Below are 17,749 nucleotides of genomic sequence, written 5' to 3'. Positions count from 1 at the left end.
CGCATCGGGATCAGAAGCCGAAGCCGGGGGCCGCGGAGCCACCCTTCTTCTGCTTGCGGTTGTTGGTGGGAGCCGGCGCGACCTGGACGGGCGCGACGGGCTGGTTGGTCGGTGCGGGCGAGAAGGCGCCCACCGCGGGCTGGCCGTCGGCCGGCGCCATGCTCGGCTTCGGACGATCGTTGGTCTTGTCCTTGCCGGACAGCGAGCCCAGGAGCACGCGCTCCAGGTCGTTCGGCGCGCGATAGCCGTCGGTCGGCAGCACGATCTGGTTCGCGTTGACCGGCTTCACCAGATACGGGGTGATCACGATCACCAGTTCGGTCTCGTTGCGCTGGAAGCCGTTGGAGCGGAACAGCGCGCCGAGCACCGGCACGTCGCCCAGGCCGGGCGTCTTGGTGACGGTGTTGTTGTGGCTGTTCTGCAGCAGGCCGCCGATCACCATGCTTTCGCCCGAACCGAGCTCGACCGTGGTCTCGCTGCGGCGCGTGCTGAGCGCGGGGATGGTGACGCCGTTGAGCTGCACCGCGCCGGCCGAAGTCAGCTGCGACACTTCGGGGCGGACCCGAAGCGAGATGCGGCCGTCGCTCAGCACCGTCGGCGTGAACGCCAGGCTGATGCCGTACTGCTTGTACTCGACGGTGGTGGTGCCCAGGCCCTGCGCCACGGGGATCGGAATCTCGCCGCCGGCCAGGAAGTTGGCGGTCTCGCCCGATCGCGCGGTCAGGTTCGGATTGGCCAGCGTGGTCACCTGGCCGATCGTCTCGCCGATATCGATCGCCGAGAGCACGTCCAGGCCGAACAGCTTGCCGGCCAGGCCCATGGTGGCGTTGTCCGAGCCGCGGGTGATGTCGGCCAGGCCGCTCGCGCGCGGGTTGAGGAACTGGCCGGTCGAGGGATCATAGGCGCCGGTGATGCTGACGCCGTTCTGCGTCATCGTCGCGACCGGATATTTGGCCAGGTCGGCGGCGGTGAACGAACCCGGGCTGCGGCCCTGGGCCAGGCCGAACTGGAAGCCGCCGGTCGAGTCCTTGGTCGTGAAGTTCACGCCGATATTCTTGACGAAGCTGCGGCTCACCTCGGCGAACTTCACCTGCAGCTGCACCTGCAGCGGCGTGGCGGTCTTCAGCCGGTTGATCACCGCGATCTTCACCTGGGCGTTCGGATCGCTGCCGTTGACGCCCGGGTTGAGCAGGCTGGTGACCAGGCGCTGGGCCTGCTCGCTGTCCTGCGGGGACTTCACCGTGCCGTTCAGCACCGCGATCTGGCCGACCGTGGTCACCTGGATGTCGGCATCCGGCATCGCGACCTTGATCATCCGGTCGATCGAAGTGAGGTTCTGCGCGACGCGGACGGTGGTCGAGAACACCACCGCGCCCGAGGCGCTGGTGGCGAACACGGTCGCTTCACCGAAGTCCTTGCCGAACAGGTGGATCTGGCGCGGATTGTTGACATAGACGTCCGCCACGCCGGGGTTCGACGTCCAGACATTCGCCACATTGCCCGGCAGCGTGATCAACTGGCCCTCGCCGATCGACAGCAGGATCTCGCTGGTCGGGCGCTGGGTGCCGGCCGGCAGGCTGGCGACGCCGACATTGGCGCGCGACTGGCTCGGGCGGGTCTGGTGCGGGCGCTTGGCCTTTGCCGATTGGGCGAAGCCGGTCGCCGGCGCGCCGACCATCGCGGTCGACACGATCGCGGCAAGCGAGCGCTTCAGAAGAAGCTTGCTGGTCATCTTAGTTCTTGCCCCCCAGAGCAACGGCGGTCTCGGCATTGCCGCGAACGATGGTGACGACCGGGCCGCGCGGAGCGACCGCACCCGGATAGCCTTGGCCCGGCGCCACGCCGGCAGGCGCCCCGCCCATCGGGGCGGCGTCGCGCGGCTTGGCCGGAACGGTGCTGCGCTGGAAGCGCGACACGTCGGCGCCGGTCGCGAAGGTGGTCGCGCCCTCCTGGGGACGCGTCGCCACCTTGGCGATCATTTCCTTTTCCTTCTTCGGATCGGTCGGCACTTCGACGTCGCCGGCGGCGATCGCTTCCTCGAGCTCGCCCTGGTTGTCGGCGATCGAGCGCAGCGACAGCGAGAGCGTGCCGATGGTCTGCGCGACCGCGATCTTCTCGGCGATCTTCGGAGTCGCCTCGACCGTCACGGTCGAGAAGGTGTTGACGATGGTGTTGCCCTTGTCGTCGGTCTGCTTGTCGGTCTTCTGGTCGGTGGCGAGCACGCGCAGGTTGCGCAGGATCGTCTCCGAAGCCTTGAGCGGCGGGCCATCGCCACCGCCCGACACCGACTGGGTCAGCACCAGGTCGATCCGGTCGCCCGGGAAGACGAAGCCGGCAACGGCGCTCTGGGTCGAGACGGGCACGGTGACCGCGCGCATGCCGGCGCCGAGCGCGGCGGCGAGGAAACCGCGGTCGCCGGGCTTCACCAGCGCGCCCTGGGTCACCGGCTGACCGGCGGGAATCGGGAAGCGAACCACGGTGCCGACCAGCTTGGCCGGATCCGATTCGCTCTTCACATAATAGGCGCCCTCGACCAGCTCCTTGGGCCAGGGGCGGAATTCGAGCGACTGGGCGTCGAGGATGGTGCCCACGGGCAGCTCGCGCTTGGCGACGAGCACCTCGGTGGTGTTTTGCGGCTGCACCGCGGCAGGCACGGCCCCGGCCTGGGGCGCGGGTGCGCCGCTCATCAGGCTGCGCGCCATGAATGCGGTGATTGCGGCCACGACCAGCGCACCGACGAGCAGGATCAGCTTGCGTGCATCCATTTCGCTATTCCCAAGCCTTCTCAAAAAAACGTCGGCGTTGTGGTTGCGCCAGCGTTAAGTATTCACCCGAACTGGTTAAAAATCGGTTCGCGAAGAACGAGCAGCGCTGCGATTGCGATGGCCACGCCATAAGGAATTTCCACAGGTCCCCCCCGGGCCGGCCGCAGTTTTTTCTCGATCACCATCACCAGGGTGAGCCCGCCGCCGATCAGCGACATCAGCACCAGCATCCACACCAGCGGCTGCATCGGCAGCCATAGTGCGAGCGCGCCGATCATCTTCACGTCGCCGCCGCCCATCTGCCCCAGCGCGAAGGCGCCCAGGAAGAAGCCGAAGACCAGCGTGGCGATGCCCAGCTGCAATGCCATGTCGGGCCACAGGGCCAGCCCGTTCGCCCACCACCAGAGCGGCGCCATCAGCGCGATGGCCGCATTCTTCCAGTTGGCGATCTCACGGGTGCGCGCGTCCTGGATGCCCGCCGAGACGAGCAGCAGCGCGAGCGCAACAAGCAGCAAGGTGACGAACCACTCCCCCATAGGAGCAAAGTCCTAGACGGGACGGCTTATCAAAACGTAACCAAGCGATATGCGTGAAAATCCGGATATTCGCCGTACCCTCCCCGCCGGGGCCAAGGTCCACCACTGGACCGCGCCCGACGGCTGGCACCTGCGCGCCTTTGCCTGGCCCGCCGACACCGCCACGCCGCGCGGCTCGATCCTGTTCCAGGGCGGCCGCGGCGACATCTTCGAGAAGTATCTGGAGGCGTTCCACCACTGGCACGAACAGGGCTGGACGATCACCTCGTTCGACTGGCGCGGCCAGGGCGGCTCGGGCCGGCTCACCTCGCGTGCCAATTGCGGCGACATCGACAGCTTCGACAGCTTCATCGCCGATCTGCGCGCCTTCTATGCCGAATGGGAAGCCGCGACTCCGGGGCCGCATGTCGTGATGGGCCATTCGATGGGCGGCCATCTGATCCTGCGCGGGCTGGTCGAAGGCGCGATCCGCCCCGATGCGGCGGTGATCGTCGCGCCGATGCTCGGCGTGAAGAGCGCGCTGGGCCCCTTTGCCGAGCGTGCCGCGCGCATCCTGGGCGGAGTCGGCGATCCCACCCGCCCGGCCTGGAAGAGCAACGAAAAGCCCTATACCACCGAAACCCGCGCCAATCTGCTCACCCATGATCGCGATCGCTATTCGGACGAGATCTTCTGGCAGCAGCACAATCCCGAGATCGTCACCGGCCCGCCGAGCTGGCGCTGGCTGATCCAGGCGTTCAAGTCGATGCGCGAGCTTGCCGGCAATCCGAAGCTCAGGAAGATGCCGGTCCCCGTGCTGGCGCTGGTCGCCAAGGCCGATGGGCTGGTCGACGCAAAGGCTGCGCTCAGGATAGTTCCCAGGCTGCCCGATGCCCGCATCGTCAGTTTCGGCAAGGAAAGCGCGCACGAGATCCTGCGCGAGGGCGACAAGGTCCGCAATCGCGCGATCGGCGAGATCGACCTCTTCCTCGCCGCCCGCGCCCAGCGTCGCTGATGGCCTATGACGTTGCGATCATCGGCGCCGGCATCGCCGGGGCCAGCCTCGCGGCCGAGATCGCGCCGCATGCGCGCGTGCTGCTGCTCGAGGCGGAGGACCGTGCCGGCTATCACTCGACCGGCCGCTCGGCGGCCTTCTGGTCCGAAAGCTATGGTGGTCCGGCGATCCAGCCGCTGACCACCGCCTCGGGTGGGCCCTTGCGTGACGGCGGCTATCTCGAGCCAATGGGCTCGGTCCATATCGGCCGCGCCGACGAGGCGTGCGCGATCGACGCGTTCCTCGCCGAGTTCGAGGGCACCGGAGTCGAGCTGCGCGCCGTCGATCCCCAGGCGCTGATCCCGGGGCTGCGCCCCGAATGGACGCTCGGGGTGCTCGAGCCGAGCTGCGAATATATCGATGTCGGCGCGCTCCACGGCGACATGCTCGCCACGGCCAAGCGGGCAGGGGCGGCGCTCCATACCGATGCCGGCCTGCTCTCCGCCCGTCGCGAAGCCGGCCGCTGGCTGCTCGAGACGCGCGCAGGCGCGTTCGAAGCCGATATGCTGGTCAATGCCGCCGGCGCCTGGGCCGATCCGGTGGCCGAGATGGCCGGTGTCACTCCGCTCGGCATCACGCCCTATCGCCGCACGATCATGCAGTTGAAGACCGATCCCGCGCCGGCGCCGCTCAGCCCGATGGTCGCGCATATCGGCGGCAGTTTCTACTGGAAGCCCGAGGCGGGCGGCCGGCTCTGGCTAAGCCCGCATGACGAAATCGAGACCCCACCCTGCGACGCCCAGCCCGAGGATCTGGACGTCGCGCTGGCGATCGACCGGTTCGAGCATGTCGTCGACTGGCGGATCGAGAAGCTCGAGCACAAATGGGCGGGCCTGCGCAGCTTCGCGCCCGATCGCCTGCCGGTCTATGGCTTTGCGGGCGACGCGCCGGGCTTCTTCTGGTGCGCGGGGCAGGGCGGCTTCGGCATCCAGACGGCGCCCGCCGCCGCGCAGCTCGCCGCGGCGCTGCTGCTCGGCACCTCGCCCGATCCCGCGGTGGCGGCTATTGACCCGGCCACCTATTCGCCTGCACGTTTCGGCGGCTAACTTAGGTTAGCGGTTTGAGTCCGGGAGAAAGCGAATGGCACACAAGTTCGTGATCGAGCAGAACAAGGCCGGCGAGTATGTCGCCAAGTTCAAGTACAACAGCGAAGTGATCTTCTGGACCGAAGGCTACACGACCAAGGCGAGCGCGAAGAACGCGATCGAGTCGATCCTGAAGAACGGCCCCGGCGCTCCGGTCGAGGAGGGCTGAGCCCTTCCCACTTCCGTTCCCCGGCGCAGGCCGGGGCCCAGGGTTTCTCCGCTGGAATGCTTCTGACCCTGGGCCCCGGCTTTCGCCGGGGAACTGTCCGGCGCAGCGGGCGAGGTACGGCCATGAAGCTGCGCACCCCTCGCGCCCTCTGGGCCGCGCTTCTTACCACAGCTGTTCTCGCCGCATGCGGGCCCGCGCCCAGGCTGGCGGATGGCTGCTATTATCTTGGCACCAGACCGGTCATGCGACTCGCGGGCAGCGATGGGCGTTTGCTCGTCCCCGGTGCCGTGCATGACTTCCGGGTGGTGCGGGCGGGCGCCGAGATACAGGTCACGCCGGGCTTCCTGTTCGACGGCAGCGGCGATGCCGATCTGCACAGCGTGGCCTGGAACGCGCCGCAGCGCTTCGAGATCAAACGCGATGCGCGCGAACCGACCCTGGTGGTCCACCGGGTCGCATGGGGCGACAGCGCGCTGAAATCAGGGCCGGCCTGCTAGGCGCCTTCCCATGTGGAGCTTCGCGCGCTCCGCATCCCCCAAACGGATCATTCGGTGTCTTTCCCCGGCGCCGTCGCGCGGGCAGTGTGGCTGTCGTCAGGCCCGGGGATTCGATGGAAATTGCACGCCGCACGTTGCTGATGGCAGGAATCGCTGCCTGTATGCCGTTGCCCGCCTTTGCCGGTGCGGCAGCGGCCGAGCCGCTGGTCGTGCTGATCTCGCTGCCGGTCTGGTCGCTCAGCATGGGCCTCGAAACCCCGGATTTCGCGCTCTATGCCGATGGCACGGCGATCTATCGGCATGGCGAGGGTTTTCGGACGGTCCGGCTCGAACCGTTGGAGCGTGATGCGCTGGTTCGGGACCTGAACCTCCCCGTGCAGGCCGGGCTGGCCCGCCACTATGAGGTGGAAAGCTGGACTGACGGCAGCAATGTCACGCTGTATCTGTATGGCGCGGAGTCGCCGCAGGTCCTCTCGGTCTATGGCGACCCGTCGATCGCGCGGGTGCGCGAGAAGCTGCCGCCGTTGGTCGTCGCAGCCTATGATCGGCTGGCGCATTTCGATCCTCCGCGCGCCACGGCGTGGATGCCCGAGCGGATCGAAGTCGTGCTCGGCCTCTATAATCCGGTGCCGGAAGGCGCCCCGCTTGCATGGCCGCGGCGCTGGCCCGGCCTGAATGATCCGCGGACCGTCCACTGGAAGGATGGCCAGTACAGCCTCTATCTGCCGGTGCAGGATCTGCCCGCCCTGGACCGCCTGTTGGCGCGCAAGGCGCCGGGGCAGCCGATTGCGATCGACGGAAAGTCCTGGGGGCTCATGCCGCGCATTCCCTTCCCGGGCGAGGCGCGCTGGATGAAGCGGGAACGCGCCTAGCCCTGCCTTGCAATGTAGGATTTCGCCTGCTTGGCTGGCGCGGTCGTGCTCGTTGCCCGCCGCTCTTTGCCCTGTCGGATGAAATAGGATCACGCGCGCGCAACAATGTTGCGGGATGAATCGCGTTTCCGTCAAAAGGGTCAAAATTGCCGCAGCGAAAACCCGCTCTTGGCCTGTACTTCGTGTACTTTCGCGAGTCGCCGGCGCTCGCGCTGTAGGCAAGCGCCGGCGTGAATCTCACCAGTTGAACATCGTCCCGTCCTCGAGCCGGTTCACCGGCAGATAGGCGCGCTTGTACTCGTATTTGGCGGCCAGGACCTCGTCGATGTCCACGCCCAGCCCCGGCTTGTCGCCCGGGTGCATCAGCCCGTTGTTGAGGCTGTAGGCATGCGGGAACACCGCGTCGGTCTCCTCCGAGTGGCGCATATATTCCTGGATGCCGAAATTCGGCACCGACAGGCCGAAGTGCAGCGCCGCCGCCATGCATACCGGCGACAGGTCGGTCGCGCCGTGGCAGCCGGTGCGCACCTGGTAGAGGTCGGCCAGTGCGGCCACCCGGCGCAGATGGGTGATGCCGCCGGCATGCACCACGGTCGCGCGGATATAGTCGATCAGCTGTTCCTCGATCAGCTGCTTGCAGTCCCAGATCGAATTGAAGATCTCGCCCACCGCCAGCGGGGTTGTGGTGTGCTGGCGGATAAGCCGGAAAGCGGCCTGGTTCTCGGCCGGCGTGGCGTCTTCCAGCCAGAACAGCCGGTACGGCTCCAGGTCCTTGCCCAGCCTGCCTGCCTCGATCGGGGTCAGCCGGTGATGCACGTCATGCAGCAGGTGGATGTCCCAGCCCAGCGACTCGCGTGCCTTGTCGAACAGCTCCGGCACGAAGCGCATGTATTTCGACGTGCTCCACTGCGATTCCTCGGGCAGCGATCCCTTGGCCGGCTCGTAGTAGAAGCGCTCGCCCGACACGCCATAGGTCGTGGCCATGCCCGGCACGCCCGACTGGAGGCGGACGGCCTTGTAGCCCTGCTCCAGATATTCGTGGGCGCGTTCGATCGTCTCGCTGATGTCAGAGCCATTGGCATGGCCATAGACCATGCAGCCTTCGCGGGCGGCCCCGCCGAGCAGCTGGTAGACCGGCATGTTGGCCAGCTTGCCCTTGATGTCCCACAGCGCCATGTCGACGGCGGCGATCGCGCTCATCGTCACCGGGCCGCGGCGCCAATAGGCGCCCTTGTAGAGATACTGCCAGATATCCTCGATGCTGTGCGCATCGCGGCCGATCAGGCAGGGAATGACGTGATCGTTGAGGTAGCTGGCCACCGCCAGTTCGCGGCCGTTGAGCGTCGCGTCGCCGAGGCCATAAACGCCCTCGTCCGTCTCGATCTTCAGCGTTACAAAGTTGCGGCCGGGGCGCGTCACGATAACGCGGGCGGCAGTGATACGTGGCAAGTTTAAACCCTCTCAAGTGGTCAGGCCAATATCCACTTGTATGACCTATCGTGTCAACCTACGAGGTTGTGTAAGGATGAGGACGGCATGAAGATCACAGGCAACAAGCTTTATCAGCGGGTAGCCGCTTCGATCACCGAAGCGATCGAGGCCGGGCGCTGGTCGCCGGGTTCGCGCCTGCCGGGCGAGCGCGACCTCGCCGAGGAATACAAGGTCAGCCGTCCGACCATCCGCGAAGCGATGATCGCGCTCGAGATGAAGGGCTGGATCGAGGCGCGGCATGGCTCCGGCCTCTATGTCACCAAGCGCGAGCATGGCAGCGGCGAGCGCGCAGATTCGCTCAATTTCGACGTCGGCGCCTTCGACCTGACCGAGGCGCGCATCCTGTTCGAAGGTGAGGCGGTTGCACTGGCCGCGGTGTCGATCACCGACGAGCAGCTCGCCGAGCTCGAGGAATTGATCGAGGAAATGGCGGCCGACGACTCGAACGAGCCCTCGGTGATGGACGCCGATCACCGCTTCCACCTCGCCATCGCCAATGCCACCGGAAACGCCGCGATCCGCAGCGTCGTCGACTATCTCTGGGACCTGCGCGTCAACTCGCCGCTGGCCGCCAACATGTTCGCCCGCGCCAAGCGCGGCGGCATCACGCCGCGAGTCGAGGAGCATCGCCCGATCCTCGATGCGCTCAAGGCGCATGACCCGCATGCGGCGCGCAACGCGATGCGCCGGCACCTGCGCGGCGTGGTCGACGACCTGCTCGAGGCTACCGAGCTCGAGGCGATGCAGCGCGCGCGCAACGAGATCGAGACGCGCCGCGACAGCGTGGCGCGCCGCCTGAAGATCGGCTCGGCCTGATCCCGCAAGCGAGTGGCTTGACACCGATTACCTGAAGATTGAAATTGGCCTTACCAAAAGGAGAGGCCAATTGAAGAACCTGTCGCGTGCGCCGCTGGGCGCCGCCTGTCTCGCGTTGCTCGCCGTCCCCGCGGCGATCGCCCAGCCCGCAGCGCCTTCGCCCCATGGCCCCGTCTATGCGGTGGCGCCGCCCATGGACGCGACGATCGAGCAGCGGCTGATGCCCCAGCTGGCCGCGCTGCTCCACCAGCTGCTGCGCGAGAAGCGGGCCATGCGGCTCGACGGTGTGCCGGTGTTCGACAGCGGCGACAAGTTCCTCCCCGGCAAGATCGCTTCTGGCCTCAGCTATCTGCTGCTCGACACGCCGCGCACCGATCCAAAGCTGGCCGAATATCTCGCCGGCTACCGCGAGATCGCCGACCTGACGCTCGACGACCCCAACGATACCTGGGGCATCTACTATTACATCTCGGCCCTTCACGCCCTGAAGCAGGCCGGTCTGCTCGATCAGGCGGTGCGCCCCGAAACGATCGCGCGGCTTCGCGAGAAGCTCGACTGGCGGCGCTTCGTAGATGCGAAGTCGCTCGACCTGCTCCACGACCTGCCCAACAACTACTACGGCGTCGCCTTCAGCGTCGCGCGTCTGCGCTACCTGCTCGGCTGGGAGGACGAAGCGGCGTCCACGGCGCTGCTCCAGCGGATGATCGAGCATTATCGCAGCTATTCGGGCCAATATGGCTTCGCCGACGAGACCGACGGCCATGGCCGTTTCGATCGCTATTCGGTGTTGCTGATCGGCGAGATCGCCCAGCGCTTCATCGAGACCGGGATGTCGCCGACGCCGCAGGTAAAGGCCTGGTTGCGCAAGTCTGCCGAGCTGATGCTCCACCGTGCGACCCTGACCGGCGAAGGCTGGGAATATGGCCGCAGCATCGGCACCTATGGCGAGACTGCCTTCCTCGAGGTGCTCACCGCCGCGGCAAGGCTCGGCGTGCTGACGCCCAAGGAGCGCGACATGGCCTATGCGCTCTCCAGCCGGATCGCCGCGCGCTATGCCGATTTCTGGCTGAGCCCGGCAACGGGATCGGTGAACCTGTGGGACGATGGCCGCCGCACCGATGGCTATCGCGGCAAGCACCGGATCCTGGGCGAGAATCTCAGCCTCGCCCGCCAATATATCTATACCAACGCGCTGTGGAACGGCCTGGGTTACAAGGGCGCGGCGCCGTCGCCCGACTATGCGGCCTGGCTCCGGACCTTGCCGGCGGCGCGCTTCACCTGGTTCGCCCGCGGCGACCATGACCGCGCGCTGCTCACGCTGCGCGACAAGGGGCATGTCATCGGCCTGCCGATCATCAACGGTGCCGAAGACCAGCATATGCACAATCCCTATTTCCCGATCCCTTTCTCGGGCGGGATGCTGCAGGGATCCGCGGACGCCAGCTTCCCGCAGCTTACCCCGCGCTTCGCGCTGGCGGACGGCAGCGTGTTGATGCCGCTGGCCTGGTTCCGCGGGATCAGCTGGAAGCGGCAGGGCAGTCGGACGATCGTCGGCTGGCGGCAGGATGCGATGGACCGGATGGGCGAGAATGCCCCGGTCGCCGACAAGCGCATCACCGTCACCACCCGCTACGAATTCACGCCCGGCCGGATCACCCGCACGGACACCTATCGTGCGGCCGGGCCGGTCGAGCTGTCCGACGTTACGCTGGAATTCGCCAGCTTCTCCGGCGAAGCGCGCAGTGCCGGGCCCGGCGCGGTGGCGTTCGGGGCAGGGGAGGTCACCGGCTTCTCCGCCACCGGCTATCAGGGTTGCACGGTCGGCCCGGCGGAGGGCAAGGAGTATCGCGCGCCGACCGGCGCCTTCGCTTCGCTCGTCCGCTGTCGCCTTGGCGCCCGTCGCCTGTCCGGGCCGCTCACCTTGCGGTGGTCGCTCACCTACCGCTGACGGTAGCTGGAAATCTCGAACTGGCCAATTGGGTTGACACCGGTGACAAATTGGCCTTACCAAGAAGCCCGACCCGAAAACGGGCGCGATAAAAATATATGCAGGGGAGTTGGTATGCCTGGGATCCGTTTTTCCGCTTTCGGACGTAATGCACTGCGCCTGGCGCTGTTGGCATCGGCCTGTGCCGTGGTGCCCGCCTATGCGCAGGACACGACGGCCGATCCCGCCGCGGCGGCTCCCCAGGAGGAAAGCCAGGCCATCGTCGTCACCGGTGCCCGCGCCGAGCAACGCAGCTCGATCGACGTGAAGCGCAACGCCGATGTGGTGCTCGACGGCATCGTCAACGACGAGATCGGCGCGCTGCCGGACAATAGCGTAGGCGACACGCTCGAGCGTATAACCGGCGTCTCGGCCGATCGCTTCAAGGGCAATGCCAACGAACTGTCGGTGCGCGGCCTCGGCCCGACGCTGAGTTTCTCGACCTTCAACGGCCGCGAAGTCTCCACTGCCGGCGCGGACCGTTCGGTCGCCTTCCAGCAATTCCCATCCGAGCTGGTCAACGGCGTCATCGTCTACAAGACGCAGCGCGCCGACTTCCTCGAAGGCGGCATCGGCGGCGTGATCGAGCTCAAGTCGATGCGCCCGCTCGATTATGGCAAGTCGCGCTTCCAGGCCGAGATCCGCGGATCCTATCTGCCCAAGGATGACGACATCATCGGCCGCGACGGCCTTGGCTACCGCGCCAATGCCAGCCTGGTGAAGCAGTTCAGCACGGGTATCGGCGAATTCGGTATCGCGATCGGCTATCAGCGCCAGGACGTCGCGGCGCCGGAAGACTATTACAACGGCAACTCGAACTTCGTGCCGTGCAACACCTCGGCGCTCAACGGCACGCTCGTCACTGGCACCACTGCCCAGCTCAATGCGGCGGGCGCAAACTCGAACTGCCAGGTGGGCACTGCGCCGCGCGCCGGCATCGGCGAGACGGTCGGCACCACCTATTACGCCACCCAGTCGCGCAACTTCCGCCAGCAGAATACGCGCGAGTTGCGCAACGCGGTGATCGGCGCGCTCCAGTGGCGCCCCGCGCCCAATCTCGACATCGCGCTCGACGGGCAGTGGTCGAAGCGGGAATCGACCGAGGATCGCAACATCCTGTCGATCGCCGAGGCGCTGCGCGGCATCAAGCCGATCCTGATCGGCGACGGCACCAACGGCTACACCAAGGGCGCGCTGATCAAGTACAGCGGCAACTCGAACATCGAGAACCAGCTCGAGCTGCGCAATCGCAACGAGGAATACAAGGGCGGCGGCGCGACCGTCACCTGGAAGCCGGGCAACTTCATCCTCACCGCCGATGGCAGCTTCTCGGACTCGCACCGCACCGAGACGCAGAAGGCCACCCGCATGCGCTCGACCACGCGCGTCGGCTATGAGCTGGACTATACCGACAGCCCGGACGTGCCGCGCGTCACTTTCCTCAATTTCGACGTCAACAATCCGGCGAGCTTCGGCGCCAACACCGCGACCGCGGTCTATGCGCGCAACCGCTTCGTCACCGATCGCAAGGACAATATCTGGGCGGGCCGCTTCGATGGCGAATACAAGTTTGCCGAGGGCAGCTTCCTCACCGCGATCAAGGCGGGCGGGCGCTATTCCGAGCACCACCGCACGCTCGACAACAACCGCAACAACGATGTGAACACGATCCTGCCCTATGGCGGCCAGACCGTCGCGCAGATCATCAACGGCGCGAACGCCAATTGCCGCCGCGGCTTCCCGACCAAGGACTATTTCCCGAGCACCAGCACGAACCTCACCAGCTGGGCGACGTTCGACAACCAGTGCCTGTACAAGGCCTTTACCGGATCGGACGCGCTGCCGCTGCCGGCCGAGAGCCGCGACCCGAGCGACCTCGACATCCGCGAGCGGATCAAGGCGGCCTATGTGATGGCCAGCTTCCGCGGCGATCTCGGTGCGCTGCCGGTCAGCGGCAATATCGGCCTGCGCTATGTGAAGACCAACATCACCTCGGTCGGCTATCGCCTGCCGTTCAAGGTGACGATCGATACCGGCGCGGACAGCTACACGGTTGCCGCCGATCCCACCGGCACGATCCAGACCGATACGCTCAAGGGCGAATATTCCTACTGGTTGCCCAGCCTGAACCTCAGCTTCGACCTGTCGGACAAGATCAAGCTGCGCACCGCCGGCTATCGCGCCCTGTCGCGTTCGCCGATCGAGAGCTTCGGCGCGGGCATCAACCTGAACCCGACCTCGGGCACCGGCGGCGCCTCCAGCGTGACCTTCAATCCGACCAGCGGCAATCCGAACCTCAAGCCGATGCGCGCCTGGAATGCGGACGTCAGCCTGGAATTCTATCCGAGCCGCGACACGCTCTTCTCGGTCGCCGGCTATTACAAATGGCTGCGCGGCTCGGTGATCTCGCGTTCGGCGGGTCTCCCGACCACGATCACCGTCACCACCCAGGTGGATGCCGGCGCACCGACCCAGCAGAGCTACAACGTCAACCTGATCGCCCCGGCCAATGATCCGGACCTGCGTCACCTCTACGGCGTCGAGTTCACCGGCAGCCACAATTTCTCCTGGCTGCCCGGCATTCTGAGCGGCTTCGGCGTCAACGGATCGCTCAACATCGCCTGGGCCAATTTCCAGTATCCGGACACGTCGGCGCTGGGCGCCTATCTCGATCCGGAGAACCTGATCGGCCTGTCCAAGTACGTTGCCAACGGCACGGTCTATTGGGAGCGCAAGGGCTTCTCGCTGCGCGCGATGTATCGCTACCGCTCGCACTATTACAAGCCGAACGGCGGCACGAACCGCGGGGTGCAGGACGCGGGCTATCTGAACCTCTCGGTCCAGTATGACGTGACGAAGAACATCCAGCTCAAGCTGCAGGCGCTCAACGTCACCAACACCAAGGACGTGTTCTACAAGGGCGGCTACGATTCGATCGCCGAGGTGAGCGAGAGCGGGCCGCAATATTATTTCGGCTTCCGGATCCGCTACTGAGCGCGAAGGAGAATATCCCATGCGCCGCAGTCCCATTCCTCTCCTAGTCCTGGCTGCGGCGTTCGCGCCGCAGGCTGCCTCCCATGCCGGGATCGCCTCCCCTGGCCAGAATACGCAGCAGCCGGTCTGCAACGGCGCGGAAGGATATTCCGCGGCGTTCGATGGACGCAGGACCTTTTTCTTGGCGCCGGACGTGATGGCGCGGCTCAAGGCCGCGATCGCCACCGATCCGGCGGTGAAGGCAGCCTATGAGCGGCTGATCGCCCGCGCCGAGGCGGCGATGAAGCGGCCGCTCTATACGGTGACCGACAAAAGGACGATCCCGCCCTCGGGCGATCGCCACGACTATCTCAGCATCGGCCCCTATTGGTGGCCCGATCCTGCCACGAAGACCGGGCTGCCCTACATACGCCGCGACGGCGAGATCAATCCCGACCGCAACACCGACAAGTTCGACGTCAGCGATCTGGAGGGGATGAGCTCGGACGTCGAGACGTTGAGCCTGGCCTATTATTTCTCCGACAACCCGCGTTACGCCGGTCGCGCGGCCAGCCTGGTGCGCACCTGGTTCCTGACGCCCGCGACGCGGATGAACCCGAACATGAACTATGCCCAGGCCGTTCCCGGGCGCGAGGAGGGCAGGGCGGAAGGCGTGCTCGACACCTCGCGGCTCGAGCGGGTGGTCGACGGCATCGGGCTGATCGGCCCGGCGGGCAAGCTCACCGCCGAGGAGCAGAAGGGTCTGGAGAAGTGGTTCTCCGACTATCTCGACTGGATGCAGTCGAGCAGGAACGGCAAGGCGGAGAATGCCGCCAAGAACAACCATGGCATGTGGTTCGACGCGCAGACCGCGCAATTCGCGCTGTTCGCCCGCAGGCCGGAAATGACCAGGGCGGTGGCCGAGGCTTTCCCGAAGAAGCGCATCGCGCCGCAGTTCACGCCGGAGGGCAAGCTGCCGCTCGAGCTCACCCGTACGCGCAGCCTCCATTATTCGATCTATGCGCTGCTTGCCGCCTATGACGTCGCGGATATGGCCAGGTGCGTCGGCGTCGATCTGTGGAACTACCAGGACGGCGGCAAGGGCCTGCGCGGGGCCACCGACTATCTCAAGCCCTATTACCGCAAGGTCGAGACCTGGCCGATGCCCGAGCTGCGTCCGCTGCCCGGCGAGCTGGACGAGCTGCTGCGCCGCGCGCGCGGTGCCTGGGGTGACAGCTATCCGCTTGCGCCGGAGACCGAGCTGAAGCGCTATTTCGGGAACGGCTCGGGCGTGAGCGAGGCCAATCCTAAGGCAGATAGCTAGGCGTCCGTTCCCCGGCGAAAGCCGGGGAACCGTCAGGGCCTCTTCACTTCGCCGCGCAGGTCTTCTGCACCGCGCCCACCACATAGGGCTGGGTCGCCAGGTCGGTCGCGGTATCGTCCAGCCACTTCCGGAATTCGCGCTCGGTTTTCGGCGCGCCCGGCTCCTGCACCCAGACGGCACCGAACGCATAGCGGATGTTCCGCGGGTCGCAGAAGGTCACGTACAGCGTCTTGCCGTCGCTGCCGGTGCCCGCGGCCTCGTCGGCCGGATAGAAGAGCGCGATGCCCAGATCGTCCCCGGCCAGGCTCTGCTTGCCCCAGGTGGCGAAATAGCGCCACTTGCCGCGCTTCGGGCTCTCGATCTTGCTGACCCCGTCGTGCAGCGTCAGCCCCGCGATCATCTGCGGCACCTTGCCGCTCACCCGCGCCTCAACATTGGTCAGCCGCGATCCCGCGAAGATCCGGTAGGTGGTCGAAAGGTCGGCCGGCCCGCCTTCGCCGGGGAAGCCGACATTGTTGACCAGCACCGTCGCCGCGCGATCGGTGTTGAACACGCGCGCGCTGATCTTCGCCTTGCCGAGCTGGGTCGCCGCGCCGCCGCGCAGCACGCCGATCCCGCCCATCCCGAGCGACTGGTCGACCTGGAAGATGTCCTGCCCCCAGGGTGCCATCGAGTGATAATTGTCCTGGCCCATGCCGATCGTCGGCAGCACGTTCCCGGGCAGCTTCTTGCCATAGATGTCGGGCACGTTCCGCTCGTCGAGGTACAGGCGATAGGCGACCTTGTCGCTCTCCCAACCTGGTCCTTCCATCGCGATCATGCCGTCATGGATCTTGTGATCCGCCGGCACGTCGAACCGGTCGACCAGCTTGTAGCTGCCATCCGCCTGGCGGACGTTGAGCGTCGCCAGCGGGGCCGGCGGCGGGCTGTCCTGCCCGGCCGCGACCAGCAGGGGGGCGGCGAGGAGCCAGAGGGCATGCTTCATATGTCTTCCTTACCTCGTCAGATCATGGACCGCGGCGCCGGCGAGCAGATACGCGCCCGTACCATAGAATTGCGCGTCCTCGGCCTTCACGACGTCCGGCCGGTCGCTCACTTGCTGTACCCAGCCCAACATTCCATTCGGCTGAACGGCTCTCTCAAGTGCCGCCCAACCCTTTGTAACCGCAGGGAGATAGGTCTTGCGATCGAGAAGACCAGCCTTGATTCCCCATGCCATGCCATGGACGTAGAAGCCGGTGCCGCTCGATTCATCCTGCGAGCGCTCGGGATCGGCGAGCAGCGAGGGCGGCCAATAGCCGTTGCCGCGCTGCAGCTTCACAAGCTTCGCCGCCATCTCCTTGAACAGCTTGACGTAATAGGGGCGGCGCGGATCCTTGGCCGGAATCTCGGGGATCATCCGGGCCAGGCCGGAGAACACCCAGCCATTGCCGCGGCTCCAGAACAGCTTCTCGCCATGGGCGCCGCGCTGGTCGAAGAAGCGGCTGTCGCGGAAATAGAGGTCCTCGGACTTGTCGAACAGATAGTCGGTGGTCGCGCGATATTCCTTGTCGGCAAAGGCGGCGTAGCGCTTGTCCTTCGTGTCCTTGCTCAGCGCCCACAGCGTCGGTGGTGCCATGAACAGCGCGTCGCACCAGCACCAGCGGGTGGTGCAGGTCGGATCGCCCTTGCCGGGCTCGGGCGCGGTGAACAGCAGGTCGTTGGTCTTGGGCGCGGCGAGGATCTGGTTGAAGCTCGCGCGCATCGGGGCGAGCGCCTGCGCGCCGGCGCCGTGGCGGGCGGCCCAGATCCAGGCTGCGCCGATGATATGGTCGTCGGCATGGTAGAGCCGGTCGCCCAGCCGCCAGCCTTCCTCCTTTCCCTTGGCGAAGATCGCATCCCTGTAGCGTACGCTGCTCGAGCGGTCGGCGAGGTGCGTCAGCGCGACCCAGAAGGTCGCCTGCTGCCAGTCGCGGGCGCGCTTGGTGCTGGCGCGCGCGGCGGGCATGTAGCTGAGGTCGTCGAGATGGGTGAGCTGCCAGTCGGCGACGCGCTCCATCGATGCCATCACCTGCGCGCGGCTGGGCAGGGCGGGGGCGGTCGCCACGGCCGGCGCAACCGGGCGGGCCATGCCGCTGCCGGCGGTGGTGAGTGCGACTCCGGCCAGAGCGGCGGCGAGCTTCAGTTTCATCGGACATCCCCATCATGCTACCGCTGTCATC

General features: G+C 66.5%; 15 protein-coding genes. 9 read left to right on the top strand and 6 right to left on the bottom strand.

The annotated features are described in order from the left end of the window. Positions 1-10: 10 nt before the first annotated feature. From O3305_RS11405 to O3305_RS11395, 3 genes are all read right to left on the bottom strand, one after another. Positions 11-1,732 (bottom strand): type II and III secretion system protein family protein, encoded by a 1,722-nt coding sequence (locus O3305_RS11405; protein ID WP_269572679.1) that lies wholly within the window; start codon positions 1,730-1,732, stop codon positions 11-13. A 1-nt stretch (position 1,733) separates the two neighbouring features. Continuing rightward, complete coding sequence (cpaB, locus tag O3305_RS11400) at positions 1,734-2,765, bottom strand: Flp pilus assembly protein CpaB (RefSeq protein WP_269572678.1); 1,032 nt, start codon at positions 2,763-2,765, stop codon at positions 1,734-1,736. A gap of 62 nt (positions 2,766-2,827) precedes the next feature. After that, positions 2,828-3,301 carry an A24 family peptidase gene (locus tag O3305_RS11395; RefSeq protein WP_184168977.1) on the bottom strand — a complete coding sequence of 158 codons (474 nt, stop codon included), beginning with the start codon at positions 3,299-3,301 and terminating at the stop codon, positions 2,828-2,830. 49 nt (positions 3,302-3,350) lie between these two features. Here O3305_RS11395 and O3305_RS11390 point away from each other — a divergent pair, with 49 nt between their 5' ends. The 5 genes from O3305_RS11390 to O3305_RS11370 all read left to right on the top strand — a co-directional run bounded on the left by O3305_RS11390 (position 3,351) and on the right by O3305_RS11370 (position 6,957). After that, entirely contained in the window at positions 3,351-4,295 is a 945-nt protein-coding gene (locus O3305_RS11390) for an alpha/beta fold hydrolase (RefSeq protein ID WP_269572677.1), read from the top strand. Then, entirely contained in the window at positions 4,295-5,380 is a 1,086-nt protein-coding gene (locus O3305_RS11385; protein ID WP_269572676.1) for an NAD(P)/FAD-dependent oxidoreductase, read from the top strand. Before O3305_RS11390 ends, O3305_RS11385 begins: the two co-directional genes overlap by 1 nt. Before the next feature lie 34 nt (positions 5,381-5,414). Further along, positions 5,415-5,588, top strand: coding sequence for a YegP family protein (locus O3305_RS11380; RefSeq protein WP_269572675.1), 174 nt, complete (start codon positions 5,415-5,417; stop codon positions 5,586-5,588). 122 nt (positions 5,589-5,710) lie between these two features. After that, positions 5,711-6,085, top strand: a complete 375-nt coding sequence (locus O3305_RS11375) for a hypothetical protein (RefSeq protein ID WP_269572674.1) — start codon at positions 5,711-5,713, stop codon at positions 6,083-6,085. A gap of 113 nt (positions 6,086-6,198) precedes the next feature. After that, positions 6,199-6,957 carry a hypothetical protein gene (locus O3305_RS11370; protein WP_269572673.1) on the top strand — a complete coding sequence of 253 codons (759 nt, stop codon included), beginning with the start codon at positions 6,199-6,201 and terminating at the stop codon, positions 6,955-6,957. A gap of 237 nt (positions 6,958-7,194) precedes the next feature. On the opposite strand, the gene manD is transcribed toward O3305_RS11370, so the two are convergent. Further along, complete coding sequence (gene manD, locus O3305_RS11365; RefSeq protein WP_269572672.1) at positions 7,195-8,406, bottom strand: D-mannonate dehydratase ManD; 1,212 nt, start codon at positions 8,404-8,406, stop codon at positions 7,195-7,197. Positions 8,407-8,493: 87 nt separating this feature from the next. Between manD and O3305_RS11360 the strand changes: the two genes are divergently transcribed. The 4 genes from O3305_RS11360 (at position 8,494) to O3305_RS11345 (ending at position 15,548) form a co-directional block, all read left to right on the top strand. Further along, positions 8,494-9,264: a FadR/GntR family transcriptional regulator gene (locus O3305_RS11360; protein WP_184168972.1), complete on the top strand. Its 771-nt coding sequence runs from the start codon at positions 8,494-8,496 to the stop codon at positions 9,262-9,264. Positions 9,265-9,334: 70 nt separating this feature from the next. Further along, positions 9,335-11,212, top strand: a complete 1,878-nt coding sequence (locus tag O3305_RS11355) for a hypothetical protein (RefSeq protein WP_269572671.1) — start codon at positions 9,335-9,337, stop codon at positions 11,210-11,212. Positions 11,213-11,326: 114 nt separating this feature from the next. Next, positions 11,327-14,245 carry a TonB-dependent receptor gene (locus O3305_RS11350; protein ID WP_269572670.1) on the top strand — a complete coding sequence of 973 codons (2,919 nt, stop codon included), beginning with the start codon at positions 11,327-11,329 and terminating at the stop codon, positions 14,243-14,245. A gap of 181 nt (positions 14,246-14,426) precedes the next feature. Further along, entirely contained in the window at positions 14,427-15,548 is a 1,122-nt protein-coding gene (locus tag O3305_RS11345; protein WP_269572669.1) for an alginate lyase family protein, read from the top strand. Positions 15,549-15,591: 43 nt separating this feature from the next. On the opposite strand, the gene O3305_RS11340 is transcribed toward O3305_RS11345, so the two are convergent. Together O3305_RS11340 and O3305_RS11335 are read right to left on the bottom strand one after the other, a co-directional pair. Continuing rightward, positions 15,592-16,533, bottom strand: coding sequence for a DUF4861 family protein (locus O3305_RS11340; RefSeq protein ID WP_269572668.1), 942 nt, complete (start codon positions 16,531-16,533; stop codon positions 15,592-15,594). Positions 16,534-16,542: 9 nt separating this feature from the next. Further along, a complete protein-coding gene (locus O3305_RS11335; RefSeq protein WP_269572667.1) occupies positions 16,543-17,718 on the bottom strand; it encodes a glycoside hydrolase family 88/105 protein in 1,176 nt (391 codons plus the stop codon). Positions 17,719-17,749 lie beyond the last annotated feature (31 nt).

It is taken from the genome of Sphingomonas sp. NIBR02145 (assembly GCF_027359115.1).
GTDB classification, from domain to species: domain Bacteria; phylum Pseudomonadota; class Alphaproteobacteria; order Sphingomonadales; family Sphingomonadaceae; genus Sphingomonas; species Sphingomonas kyeonggiensis_A.
The sequence above is the reverse complement of the archived record's forward strand: the minus strand, read 5'-3'. Positions and strand labels throughout refer to the sequence as shown.